The following is a 13793-nucleotide window of genomic DNA, read 5'->3' as shown; positions in this document are numbered from 1 at the left end:
AGAAATCTGGCTCTTTTTAATTTAAAGTCTTACGAGGTTCAAGAATATGAATTTCAAATTCATGATCTTGGGCATCGATTTCAAGGACGCTATTATCTTCCACATCGTTTTCAATGAGAAGATATGCAATCTTGGTTTCAATTTCACGTTGTATGAAACGTTTCATTGGACGTGCACCATAAGTTACGTCACTACCTTCCGCAACAATAAGATCAATTGCCTGATCTGTAACACTTAACTTGAGATTACGACGTCCAATACGGACTGCAAGCTCATCAATGAACTTACGAGCAACATCGTGAAGCACCGCATCGTTTAAGGCATTGAAGACAATGATTTCATCAATACGGTTAATAAACTCGGGTTTGAAGTGTCCTTGAACCGCCTGCATGTATTGTATATCTCTACTTGCTTGATCCGATTCAAATGCAAACTGACTACCAAGATTTGAAGTCATAATGATAATGGTATTCTTAAAATCAACCCTTACCCCTTTGCTATCCGTAATATGTCCGTCATCAAGGATTTGAAGTAACACATTAAACACATCTGGGTGTGCTTTTTCAATTTCATCTAAAAGCACGATTGAATACGGATGACGGCGAACTTGTTCGGTCAATTGACCACCTTGTTCATAGCCAACATATCCCGGAGGGGCACCAATGAGTCTTGATACGCTGTGTTTTTCCATATATTCACTCATATCAATGCGAATAATACGATTTTTATCATCGAAAAGTTGTTGGGCTAAAACACGAGCAACTTCAGTTTTACCAACCCCTGTAGGCCCTAAGAACATAAACGAACCTAAAGGTCGATTTTCATCTTGTATTTGTGCTTTAGAGCGTAGAATTGCGTCTGTAACGGTTTGAAGTGCTTGATCTTGTCCCTTAACATAAACGCCTAATTCATGCTTAAGGTTCAAGAGTTTTTCGCGTTCAGAAGCCACAAGTTTCGTAACATCAATTTGTGTCCATCGTGACACAATTTCAGCGATCAACGCTTCATCAACAACCTCTTGTATCATACTTCCTTCATGATCGTTCTCATTACTTTCTTGAATTTGACGCTCAAGGGCAGGAATTGTTTCGTATTGTAGACGCGCAGCTTCTTCATAACGGGCTTCATTTTGTGCTTTCTCAAAGTCTAAGCGTGCACGTTCTAAAGCCTCTTTCGCATCTTTGACCCCATCAACTTGCGCTTTTTCTTTTTCCCAACGAGCATAAAGATCCTGATAGTTTTCTTTCAGGTTGCTGAGTTCTTCTACAATCTCGTCACGACGTTCAAGTGTCTTTGCATCCGTTTCTTTTTTTAGGGCCGCTTCCTCAATTTCGAGTTGGCGTATTTTGCGTGTTAATTCATCCAATTCTTCTGGCATCGATTCCATCTCAACGCGAATGGAAGCACATGCTTCATCAATCAAGTCAATAGCTTTATCCGGCAAGAAGCGGTCGGTAATATATCGATCCGATAATTTCGCAGCGGCCACAATGGACTCATCCAAAATTTTAACCCCATGATGAGACTCAAAGCGATCTTTAAGACCTCTTAATATAGAAATGGTGTCATCCACAGAGGGCTCATTAACAGTAACCCGTTGGAAACGACGCTCGAGTGCAGCATCCTTTTCAATGTGTTGTCGGTATTCATTATAGGTTGTCGCACCAATTAGGTGGAGTTCACCACGCGCTAACATTGGTTTTAATAAGTTTGCGGCATCCATCGAACCTTCTGTTTTCCCTGCACCTACGAGATTATGAATTTCATCAATAAAGAGAATGATATTTCCATCTGCTTGTTCTACTTCTTCGAGAACCGCTTTTAAACGTTCTTCAAACTCTCCACGGTATTTTGCACCCGCAATTAAAGAACCCATATCCAACTCAATGAGTTGTTTGTTTTTTAAACTGAATGGGACATCACCACGCATAATGCGCCATGCAAGCCCTTCTGCAATCGCCGTTTTACCAACACCCGGTTCTCCAATAAGGATTGGATTATTTTTTGTTTTACGGGATAATATTTGGATTACTCTACGGATCTCATCGTCACGACCAATAATTGGATCGATTTTACCATCACGAACATCTTTTACCAAATCTCGACCATATTTTAATAGGGCATCAATTTGATTTTCTGCTTGTGGTGAATCCATGACTCTACCGGAACGATGACTAAGAATTGAAGTTTCAATCGCGCGGTAATCCGCTTGATTACGATAAGTATTTACAGCTTCTAAAATTCCTAAAAAAAGTGCAAATAGAGAAATATATGTATCGCCTTGTTTGGTTGACCATGCCTGTGCTTTCGCGAAAACATTCGTGATTTCTTGGTCCATGGTTAATTGTGCACCTTGAACCTTTGGAAGTTTGTCTAAAACTTCATCGGCAGATTGAAGAAGTTTAGACTTACTGGTTCCAGTTTCTTCTAATATTAAATCAAGATCACCTGAATTCAGGGTTGCCTTCATCAAGTGGGCTGACGACACAGCGCTGTGTTGCATTTGTGTCGCATAATTCACAGCTTCCATTAAAGCTGCTTGAGCTTTTTCAGTTAAGTTTTCGTAGTTCATGCAATTCACCTCCATTTTAGCAATTGACTACTTAGAGTGCTAATAAAAATTTTAAAGAAAAGTGACGTGTGTCACTTGAACGCTTTTTTAAAGCGGTCAAAGACACTATCACCTTTTACTTCTGTTTCTTTTAACGCTTCTAAATGCTCACGTTGTTGACGTGATAATTTAGTTGGTACTTCTAATTTAACTTCAACGTATTGGTCTCCCATACGTCCGGAACGAAGGTCTTGAACCCCTTTTTCACGAAGTCTAAATTTAGTATTGGGTTGTGTACCTGCTGGGATCGTTAATTTAACATCACCATGCACGGTTGGAACTTCAATTTCTGTACCCAATGTGGCATCGATTACCGATAAAGGAATATTAATATGGATATCATTACCCTCACGTCTGAAGTGTTTATGCGTTCCGACTACAATCTCAATAAAGAGATCACCGTTCGGTCCACCATTTGCCCCACGTTCACCCTTACCGGAAACACGTAATTGTTGTCCCGTAACGATTCCCGCAGGAATTTTAATATCAACTTCGACACGTTTTGTATTAAATCCTTTACCATGACATTCACCACAGCGTTTTGTAATTGTTTTACCTGAACCACCACAGTCCGGACATGTTGCTTGAGATTGGAAAACTCCAAAAGGTGTACGTTGTTGCGTAACCGTTTGACCCGTTCCACCACAACGTGAACATGTCTTGATATCATCTTTGCTGTGTGCACCCGATCCATGACACGATGTACATTCTTCATCTACATTTAAAGTCACGGATTTGTTTGCACCAAACACAGCTTCCATAAAGTCAATTCGCATACTCATAAAGCGATCTTGACCCTTCATAGGTCCATTAGGATTACGACGCTGACCGCCGCCTCCGCCGCCGAAGAATGAACTAAAGATATCTCCGAAATCATCAAAGCCACCACTAAAGCCGCCACCAAAACCGCCTGCTCCCTGATCAAAGGCTGCATGGCCGTATTGATCATAGCTCGCACGTTTTTGAGAATCACTTAGGACTTCGTAAGCTTCTTGGACTTCTTTAAACTTAGCTTCAGCATCATCCTCTTTGTTGATATCAGGATGATACTTTTTAGCTAATTGGCGATAGGCTTTCTTAATTTCTGCATCTGTGGCAGATTTACTTACTCCAAGTATTTCATAAAAATCTCTTTTATCTGCCATATCTACCTCCGAAAGTTTTTAAACTAGTTTTTTTCTTCAAATTCAGCGTCAACAACCGTTTCATCATTTGATGTAGCATCTGCTTCAGGTTGACCAGCTTGTTGCTCATACATTGCTTGTGACATTGCTTGAGCTGCTTGTTCTAATTGATCAAGTTTTTCTTTTAATGTTTCAAAATCATTGTTGTCCATTGCTGCTTGCAATTCATCACGTAATTTTGTTACTTCTTCTTTTTGAGCATCATCCACAGGTGAATCTTCACTTGCTAATGACTCATCAATTTGATGAATGAATTGTTCAGCACGGTTTTTAAGTTCTGCTTCTTCTTTTAAACGTAAATCTTCTGAAGCATTTTCTTCCGCTTCACGAACCATACGTTCAATTTCTTCATCACTTAATCCTGAACTGTTTGAAATTGTAATAGATTGTTTTTTGTTTGTTCCTTTATCCATTGCTGAAACATTTACGATACCATTTACGTCAATATCAAATGTAACTTCAATTTGAGGAATACCACGTTTTGCAGGTGCAATACCATCTAATTTAAATAAACCAAGTGATTTATTATCCTTAGCCATTGGACGTTCACCTTGTAATACGTTAATGTCTACAGCAGGTTGATTATCTGCTGCTGTAGAGAATACTTGTGATTTTGATGTAGGAATTGTTGTGTTGCGTTCAATAAGAACAGTCATCACACCACCCATTGTTTCAATACCTAATGATAATGGTGTAACGTCAAGAAGCAATACATCTTTAACATCTCCAGAAATAACACCACCTTGAATTGCGGCACCCATTGCAACAACTTCATCAGGGTTTACAGATTTATTAGGTTCTTTTCCTAATTCATTTTTAACTGCTTCAACAACTGCAGGAATACGTGTTGATCCACCAACAAGTAATACTTGATGAATATCATTTTTTGTAAGTCCAGCATCTTTTAATGCTTGTCGAACTGGAACCATTGTACGTTCAACAAGGCTCTTTGTCATTTCTTCAAATTTAGCACGTGATAATGTTGTTTCCAAGTGTAATGGACCATTTTCACCTGCTGAGATAAATGGTAATGAAATTGAAGCATTTACAGTTGAAGATAAATCTTTTTTCGCTTTTTCTGCTGCTTCTTTTAGACGTTGCATTGCCATCTTATCTGATGATAAATCAATTCCATTTTCTTTTTTGAAAATATCTACTAAATAATCAACAACGATGTGGTCAAAATCATCTCCACCTAATTTGTTGTCCCCTGCAGTTGATAATACTTCAAATGTTCCATCTGCAAGTTCAAGAATGGAAACGTCAAATGTACCACCACCAAGGTCAAATACAAGAACTTTTTCTTCTTCTTTATCTGTCTTATCAATTCCAAATGCAAGTGCAGCTGCAGTTGGTTCGTTAATAATACGTTCTACTTCTAATCCAGCAATCTTACCAGCATCTTTTGTAGCTTGACGTTGTGCGTCATTAAAGTATGCAGGAACAGTGATTACAGCTTTTGTAACTTTTTCACCGAGGTAATCTTCTGCATAGCTCTTCATATAACCTAAGATCATTGCTGAGATTTCTTCTGGTGTGTAATCCTTGCCTTCAAGTGTAACTTTTTCGCCTGTACCAATTAAACGTTTAACAGATACTGCTGAGTTAGGGTTTGTAACAACTTGACGCTTTGCAGCATCCCCAACAATACGTTCACCATTTTTAAAACTTACAACAGAAGGTGTTGTACGATTTCCTTCTGGGTTTGTAATTACTTTTGCTTCTCCACCGTCCATTACGGAAACAGCTGAGTTTGTTGTTCCTAAATCAATACCAATAACTTTACTCATAATATATATCCTCCTATTGACTCACTTTTACTAAACTCGCACGTAGAATGCGATCTTTTAACATATATCCTTTTTGAAATTCTTCAATCACGATATTGGATTCTACTCCCTCTTTTTCCTCAGTCATCATTGCTTGATGAATATTTGGATCAAAAGGCTGATTTAATGCATTAATCGGTTCAATACCTTCCGCTTTAAGGGATGCCATCAATTGATCATAAATCATTTGTACACCTTCTCTTAACGCTTCATCCGTTGTCTCTTGTTTTAATGCACGCTCCAAATTATCTAACACAGGCAATACATCTGCCGCAAAACCTTGAATTCGGTATTTACGCAGTTGATCGTACTCGCGTTGCAGACGTTTTTTTAAGTTTTCTGTATCTGCTAACATTTTAAAATAGTCGTTTTTTAACGTTTCAATTTCTTTTCGTAAGGCTTCATTCTCATCAATTGCTTCATCTGTTTCAGAAGCCTCATTCTCTAAGTTTGAAGTTTCAAGTTCTTCGCTGTCTGTTGCTTCAACTTCAGGTTCTAATTGAACTTCTTCATTGAGCTCTTCAGCGGTTTTATTCGTCTTGCTCATCATTGCCACCTTTCCCATACACCGTTTCGATCATCTCCGAAACATAATCCATTAACGAGACAACGCGACTGTACTCCATTCGGCTTGGTCCGACAATCATCAACTTATGTTCATGATTATCTAATAAATTAAACGAACTGGATACAACGGCCATATCATCAACCCAAACAATTTCACTTTGATCGCCTTTTTTAAGACTTAAGTGATTTTGTCCTGTGGATAAGTTACGCCACATTTCACTGTTTTCGAGCATATCCATCATTTCACGAAGTTTCTCTATGTTTGAGAATTCTGGCTGGTATAACATATTGCGTTCACCACTTAAATAGACTTCGTCCTGAGCAAATTTAACAAATGCTCCCACAAACGCTTCAAAGAGTACCTCATACTTTTCGATTCGTTTTGATAAGATGGGTCTTAGACTTTCCATTTTATCAACAACTTCCGATAGTGCTGTACCTTTTAATCGTTCATTTAAAATTGAAGTACACGCCTCAAGGTCATTCACATCAACTTTACTATCAAAATTAAAGATTCGATGCTCTGCATGCCCTGACTCTGTAACGAACACGGCCATTGCATTATATTCACTCAATGGAATCAACTGAACACTTTTAAGTGTCTCATTCATTGCACTGGGTCCTAATACAACCGTAGTGAGATTCGTCATCTGCGATAATATATCACAGCTTTGACGAATTGCTTCATCAATACCAAGTCGTCGATCGGAGAAGATTTGAGCAATTGCAGTTTCAATACCGTAATTCTCTTCTTCATCCATGAGGTGTTCTACATAGAATCGATATCCTTTTGTTGAAGGGATACGTCCACTAGACGTATGCGTCTTTTCCAGTAGTCCTATTTTTTCTAAATCTGACATCTCATTTCGTATTGTCGCAGACGAGTATGATAAGTTATATTTATCGATTAACGTCTTTGAACCCACGGGCTCAGCTGTGTTAATAAACTCTTTAACAATCGCCTTAAATATTTCTATTTTGCGTGGCGTTAACATATTAATCTCGCCTCCTAAACACTCTATTCTTTGTGTCTAGTATTATTCTACACCACGAGTTTAGCACTGTCAACCTTTAAGTGCTAAAAAATAAAAAAGGACCTAATTGTCCTTTTTGTAGTAGCGTACTTTACTAATTCCATAATCTTTCACGCAATCCAATGAATACCCATCAATCTCATTGGGTAAGTCATAATTCTTATCCGTCTCACAAATTATTAAACCACCATCTACAACCAAATCACGCTTGATAATAAGCTTGATGATTTCAAGTGTATGTTCATACCGATATGGCGGATCAAGGAAAACAAACTCAAAGGAACCCGACACCGTTTCCAACAACTTCATCGAATCACCTTTTTTAAGTTGGATACACGATTCCAGTCCAAATGTTTTGATATTATCCTGAATGACATTAAAGGCACGAGTATCTTTTTCAAAAACAACTCCATGTTCAATACCACGGCTGATGGACTCAATTGCCATCGCACCTGATCCACCAAATACATCTAACATTGCTCCTTCATTAAAGAAGGGGCCAATTCGATTAAAAATCGCGGCACGAACTTTATCCGTTGTAGGACGTGTTGTATCCCCTTTTAACGTTTTGATTGGTCTCGATCCAAATGTTCCTGCTACAACTCTCATTATACTACCTCTGTTAATCGCTTTAAATTTTCTTTACGTTTAGTTTCTTCTTGTTTAATACGGAGTTGATCTTTACGTTTTACATTAATTATTCCCATTTCATAACGGGAAATTACATTCTGTGTTAAACCAATCGCAATCATAATTGCCATACGACTGGATCCCCCTTTTGATATAAAAAGAAGTGGAACTCCTGTTAACGGAATCAGCGCTGTAATCCCTCCTATATTAAAGATAAAGTGAATCATAATATAAGCAACAGTCCCCATTAAAATAACTTTATCGGATTCTTTTTTAACTTTAAATGAATATTTAACCAGTTGGAATAGCATCGTTCCATATCCAATTAGAATCACCGAGAACCCAATCATCCCCAATTCTTCAATTGTTACAGCAAGAATAAAATCCGTATGAGCTTCTGGAAGATAACCATATTTGATTAAACTATTTCCATAGCCCATTCCAAAAAGGCCACCTTTAAACATCGCAACCATTCCATTAAAGATTTGATATCCACTTCCATAACGATCCAAGAATGGATTCGAGGATGTTTTAAATCGTCCAATCATATAAGGCGGAATGTTTAATTTTTCAATGAGACTAATTCCGAAGGAAGAATCCAGAAAGATCAGTCCTATGATTCCTACACCTGCAAGAATAAACATTCCTTTTTGTAAACGTGTTAATTTGTCATGTGATGGTATTAAGACACAAATATACGCAACACCAATAATGACTACCGCTGACCCGAGGTCATGCTGTGCTTTCACAACAAAAACGAAAATCGCAATGATAATAAAGAATGGTTTCTTAACCATATCAAATGTACTGGCACTTGTTCGTTTATTACGATCTGCGAGAAATGTTGCAATCGTGAGAATTCCAAAAATCTTGGCGAACTCACTGGGTTGAATGGTCATTATTTTAAGATTAATCCATGCTTTCGCTCCATTAATTGCAGGGAAAACAAGAGTAAGTCCTAACATACCAACCATTAAAAGTAATATTTTCGCATAATTCTTTCTAAAATAATTGAGTGAAAATCTTCGAGCGACCATAACCATCATAATATAGGATACAATCACAAAAACGAGCTCCTTAACCCCAACTAAAACTAATGACTTCGGTGTACTTCCCGATGTCATGCTTCCTGAGATAACCATAAGTACCCCAAAGATATTTAAGATTAATGCTGCTGCATGGATTGGGCGGTTATAGCCCATAGGCATTTTAAGTGATATTTTTCTTTTCTTCATGGCTTTATTCTATCATAGATATAATGAAAAATAAGCGAAAGCCTTTCAAAAAGAGTAAAAATACGATAAACTATGCTTAAAGAGTTTGAATAGACCCACATATAATTCATACTTAAATATTATAATATATGGCATATATATTATTTATTTTTATCATGGAATAGAGGAATTTTAAATGCACGATATAAATATGGACACAATTGTCCTAGATCCAAACCCAGTTCTGCGTGAAAAATGCGAACCGGTGTCTTTTCCTTTGTCGGAAGAAGACCGTAATACACTTGAAAATATGTTGCAATATGTTCGCGATTCAAGAGATCCTGAACTCGCTGAAAAGTATAATTTGCAACCTGCAAACGGAATTGCTGCACCTCAAATTGGTGTCGCTAAACAGATGACAGCACTTGTTGTTGATCTTGAAGATAAACATGGAAATGTAAAAACGGTTGAATATGCTTTAGTTAATCCTAAAATTGTTTCAAACTCAGTAAAGCAATGTGCACTGAGTTATGGAGAAGGTTGCTTGTCCATTCGCAAGGATTATCCTGGACTTGTTCGTCGTAGTCAACGTATTAAAGTTTTAGCATACGATATGATTACTGATCAACGCATAGAGATTGTCGCAAAAGACATCTTAGCAATTGTTCTACAACATGAAATAGACCATTTAAATGGTGTGCTCTTTTACGATCATATTGATTCAAAAGACCCATGGATGGCAGAAAAAGGACTTAAAATCATAGAATAGGAGATTATATGGACGAAAAAAATATGAAATTAAGAAAAACCGATACCCTAGTCTATGCTTTAGGTGGCTTGGGCGAAGTCGGTAAAAATATGTACTGTATTGAACATGATGATGAAATTATCATTATTGACTGTGGGGTAATGTTCCCCGAAGAAAACTTATTAGGTGTTGATTATGTCATACAAGACTACGCTCACTTAATTCGTAATCAAAAGAAAGTTAAAGCCCTCGTTATTACACACGGACACGAAGACCACATTGGTGGTATTCCTTTCTTACTCCAAAAAGTGAACGTACCTCAGATTTACGCACCTCAATTTGCGAAAGCTCAAATTGAACGTAAGCTTGAAGAACGTAAAATAAGAACAAAACACAAAATCCAAGAAATCGACTCAAAGTCTACCATTAAAACAAAACATTTTGTTATTGGATTCTTTAATGTTGTTCACTCGATTCCCGATGCACTTGGTGTTCTTGTTAATACGCCAAATGGACGTATTGTTTCAACAGGAGATTTCAAATTCGATTTAACCCCTGTTGGGAACAATCCAGATTACCAAATTATGTCTTACATGGGCGAAATTGGTGTAACCCTCTTAATGAGTGATTCTACCAATGCTGAGGTAAGTGGATTTTCTATAAGTGAAAAAGAAGTTGGACGCGAAATTAAACGGATTTTCAATAAAACAGAAGGTCGTATTATTATCGCAACCTTTGCTTCAAACGTTTATCGTGTTCAACAAATCATTGAGGCTGCTATTGCGGATGGTCGTAAGATTGCAATCTTTGGTCGTTCGATGGATAACGTTGTTAATATCGCACGTAAACTCGGTCATATTGATGCAGCTGACAAACACTTTGTTAATGCTCATCAATTAAATAAACTTCCTGCTGATCAATCTTGTATTATCTGTACAGGAAGCCAAGGGGAACCCTTGGCTGCGTTAAGTCGTATTGCAAATGGAACACACCGCCAAATCAGCATTATGCCTGGTGATACGGTCGTATTCTCATCAAGCCCAATTCCTGGAAATGCTACCAGTGTTTCCCATGTTGTAAACCAATTGACTCGTGCCGGTGCAAATGTCCTAACAAACTCACCGCTCAACTCAATTCATACAACAGGTCATGCTTCAAAAGAAGAACAAACACTGATGCTTCAATTAATCAAACCGAAATTCTTTATGCCAATGCATGGAGAATACAAGATGCTTAAAGCACATCGTCAAACAGCAATTGAGACCGGTGTTGACCCAGATAACATCTTTATTTGCTCAAACGGTGATGTTGTTGCACTACGTGATGGTGTTGCATTCATGAGTGATACCCGAATTCAAGCCGATGACATTTATGTTGATGGAAATGATTCGAGTGGATTATCGACTGCAGTGCTTAAAGATCGTAAGATTTTATCGGACAGTGGGCTGGTTTCAGTTGTAGTAACCATTGATTCACGTCAAAATAAAATTCTATGTAAACCAACTATTGTTACACGAGGATTTGTATTCATTAAAGAAAATCAAACATTACTTAAAGAAGCGGAACTTGTTGTTTATGAAGCACTTAAAAAACGTATGACAAAGAAAGTTACCTTTGGAGAAATTAAGAATACAATTCGTGGTTCTCTCGAGCCCTTCCTTTACAAACATACTCAACGGAACCCACTTGTTATTCCTGTAATCTTAAACCAAAAAACAGCGATGACACCGGTAAAAGTTGAAAATAAAAAAGAAAACTCAGATCAAGAAACAAAACCTGTAAAAAAACAGAAGAAAAATAACAACAAACAAAATAATGAACCGAAACAACAAAAGGATGCTAAAAAACCAAAAACACCGAAAGCAACAAAGCCTCAACAAGCTCGTAAAGCATGAGTAAAAAAAAGTTAGCGGTTTTACTGGGGTTGATTGCAATTGTGTCATCACTAATTTATTTTGAAATGACACATTTTGCACCTCATCGTGTTAAGTTGCGTATTGAAACGGTGGAATCAACACGCATTCCTGCATCCTTCAACAATCTTTCAATTGGATTTCTATCCGATGTATACAGTCATGAAGAAAATCTTGATAAAGCACTTATAGAACTCGATTCATTTAAACCCGATATGATTATATTTGGTGGTAATTTATTTAAAGCTGCTCCTTCTGAGAAGGAACAAGCTGCAATGATTGAAAAATTAAGTAAAGTAAATGCGAAACTTGGTAAGTATGCAGTATTGGGTGAAAATGATATCCGTAAAGCAAATGAAGTGACGCAAGAAGTTTTAACGCAAAGTGGATTTAAACTCATTTCAAATACAAAAATTGATGTTCACAACTTTACAACCGAGTCGATTCAACTTGTTGGTATTGATGCGAACAATGATATTAACAAAGAAACTGAATTCCCTTACCCTACAACATCAGAGGACCTCTTCAACATTACCATTGCAAACAATCCGGATAATGTGAAGGAATTTGATGATACGGAAGTGGATCTCATGCTTTCTGGGAAGACAATGGGTGGTTACATCCGATTACCACTTATTGGCTCGATCACAGAGTCTTCAGACTATATTAATAAACGTCAAACAGTTGACGAAACAACTTTAATTATCTCATCAGGAATAGGATTAAAAGAACCTGAAATGCGTCTTTTATCCAATCCTGATGTCATGATTGTTATTTTAAAAAGCCCCGAAGCATAGGGCTTTTTTTTGGAGGTATTATGAATCATAAAGAACAATCCCATCAATGGATGAAACAATTTCTCAATAAGGACTCAATTGTCGTGGATATGACCTGTGGTAATGGATATGATACGCATTTTCTAGCCAATCATGCCGGTCATGTTTACGCCATCGATATACAAGAAGAAGCAATCTTGAGTTCAAAACAATTAAACCAAAACTTTTCCAACATCACTTATATCCTCTCCGATCACAGTCGTGTTAATTTCGAAGAAAAAGCACCCTTTACAGGTGCTATATACAATCTTGGTTACTTACCTCGAAGTGATAAGTCGATCATTACAACGTCACATACAACAGTCTCATCACTTAAAAACATCCTCCCCTTACTTACAGACTTTTTAGTAATTGCTTGCTACTTAAAGCATGAAGGTGGTTACGAAGAATATGAAGCAGTTCGTGATTACATTATATCGACAAACATGCCCTATGAGACCTTGGAATACGAAACGCCTCTTAGTCCCGTAACGTTTCTTGTTGATCTACGAAATAACGCATCATAAACCGTTCCCGCGCATGAACCAGCTCATTGACGCCATCTTGTGGTTTATCAAAAATGTCTAACCACACATTTGGTAATTTCCATTCAATCGAATCAAACAATTGTAATTCAAGACATGTTCGAGCAGAACATGTCTTTTTTGCGAGCTTACAAACAAAATAATTATGGACTGTAGTAAGCTCTAATAGATGGTATGCATCCACAACACTTGCGAGATATGAAATTGAATCCACCTCATATCCAAGTTCTTCTTGTATTTCGCGATGAACTGCTTGAATCATTGACTCACCAACTTCAATACCACCACCGGGTGATTCATAATGATTTCGCTTACCAAATAAGTCTTGTCCTTTAATTAGAATCATTGCACACTGTCCAAATTCATTCAGCACAAAACAACGAACGGTATTACGAACATTACAGATATTAGCCGCTTTAAATTGATCATCATCGAAGTATTTAATTATCATTATAAAACCTCCTGGTAATATAAAAAAAGACGCACGCTGCGCCTTTCAATGAAGTTGTTGAATCACACAAATATCTTGGGTGGGGGGGTAAAGAATATTTGGTGTTCAACCGGTCATCACTGACCATGTACAATAATACGCTCTTGGTCATTTATTGTCAAGGATAAAACCAAAAATTAAATTTTTATTAAGATTTACTTTGATAACAAAGTAACAAGTGTGCTGTAAGCGCCATAAAAGAGGGTTTCCCCT

General features: G+C 37.4%; 12 protein-coding genes. 4 read left to right on the top strand and 8 right to left on the bottom strand.

Going from position 1 to position 13793, the window contains the following annotated elements:
- Positions 1–16: 16 nt before the first annotated feature.
- The 7 genes from LLS04_RS06230 to LLS04_RS06200 all read right to left on the bottom strand — a co-directional run bounded on the left by LLS04_RS06230 (position 17) and on the right by LLS04_RS06200 (position 9090).
- Positions 17–2572, bottom strand: coding sequence for an ATP-dependent Clp protease ATP-binding subunit (locus LLS04_RS06230; protein WP_323610847.1), 2556 nt, complete (start codon positions 2570–2572; stop codon positions 17–19).
- A gap of 71 nt (positions 2573–2643) precedes the next feature.
- Positions 2644–3756, bottom strand: a complete 1113-nt coding sequence (gene dnaJ / locus LLS04_RS06225) for a molecular chaperone DnaJ (protein ID WP_003773231.1) — start codon at positions 3754–3756, stop codon at positions 2644–2646.
- 23 nt (positions 3757–3779) lie between these two features.
- The gene (dnaK, locus tag LLS04_RS06220) at positions 3780–5585 is read right to left on the bottom strand and encodes a molecular chaperone DnaK (protein ID WP_323610846.1); all 1806 of its coding nucleotides are present in this window, start codon (positions 5583–5585) and stop codon (positions 3780–3782) included.
- Positions 5586–5598: 13 nt separating this feature from the next.
- Positions 5599–6171: a nucleotide exchange factor GrpE gene (grpE, locus tag LLS04_RS06215; RefSeq protein WP_323610845.1), complete on the bottom strand. Its 573-nt coding sequence runs from the start codon at positions 6169–6171 to the stop codon at positions 5599–5601.
- Positions 6155–7186, bottom strand: a complete 1032-nt coding sequence (gene hrcA / locus LLS04_RS06210) for a heat-inducible transcriptional repressor HrcA (protein ID WP_323610844.1) — start codon at positions 7184–7186, stop codon at positions 6155–6157. The genes grpE and hrcA overlap by 17 nt, the downstream gene beginning before the upstream one ends.
- 102 nt (positions 7187–7288) lie before the next feature.
- A complete protein-coding gene (gene rsmD, locus LLS04_RS06205) occupies positions 7289–7834 on the bottom strand; it encodes a 16S rRNA (guanine(966)-N(2))-methyltransferase RsmD (RefSeq protein ID WP_323610843.1) in 546 nt (181 codons plus the stop codon).
- Positions 7834–9090, bottom strand: a complete 1257-nt coding sequence (locus tag LLS04_RS06200) for an FtsW/RodA/SpoVE family cell cycle protein (protein ID WP_323610842.1) — start codon at positions 9088–9090, stop codon at positions 7834–7836. Before LLS04_RS06200 ends, rsmD begins: the two co-directional genes overlap by 1 nt.
- A 175-nt stretch (positions 9091–9265) precedes the next feature.
- Here LLS04_RS06200 and def point away from each other — a divergent pair, with 175 nt between their 5' ends.
- The 4 genes from def to LLS04_RS06180 are packed head-to-tail and all read left to right on the top strand — an operon-like array spanning position 9266 to position 13072.
- On the top strand, positions 9266–9838 hold the full coding sequence (gene def / locus LLS04_RS06195; RefSeq protein WP_003773223.1) for a peptide deformylase: 573 nt from the start codon (positions 9266–9268) through the stop codon (positions 9836–9838).
- A gap of 8 nt (positions 9839–9846) precedes the next feature.
- Positions 9847–11712 (top strand): ribonuclease J1, encoded by a 1866-nt coding sequence (gene rnjA, locus LLS04_RS06190; protein ID WP_323610838.1) that lies wholly within the window; start codon positions 9847–9849, stop codon positions 11710–11712.
- A complete protein-coding gene (locus LLS04_RS06185; protein WP_323610837.1) occupies positions 11709–12527 on the top strand; it encodes a metallophosphoesterase in 819 nt (272 codons plus the stop codon). Before rnjA ends, LLS04_RS06185 begins: the two co-directional genes overlap by 4 nt.
- A gap of 20 nt (positions 12528–12547) precedes the next feature.
- Complete coding sequence (locus LLS04_RS06180; RefSeq protein ID WP_323610836.1) at positions 12548–13072, top strand: class I SAM-dependent methyltransferase; 525 nt, start codon at positions 12548–12550, stop codon at positions 13070–13072.
- Here the strand turns inward: LLS04_RS06180 and LLS04_RS06175 are convergent.
- Positions 13026–13541, bottom strand: coding sequence for an NUDIX hydrolase (locus tag LLS04_RS06175; RefSeq protein ID WP_323610835.1), 516 nt, complete (start codon positions 13539–13541; stop codon positions 13026–13028). The genes LLS04_RS06180 and LLS04_RS06175 overlap by 47 nt on opposite strands.
- Between the last annotated feature and the right edge of the window lie 252 nt (positions 13542–13793).

The organism is Erysipelothrix enhydrae (assembly GCF_035066605.1).
Taxonomy (GTDB): Bacteria; Bacillota_I; Bacilli_A; order Erysipelotrichales; family Erysipelotrichaceae; genus Erysipelothrix; species Erysipelothrix amsterdamensis.
The sequence above is the reverse complement of the archived record's forward strand: the minus strand, read 5'-3'. Positions and strand labels throughout refer to the sequence as shown.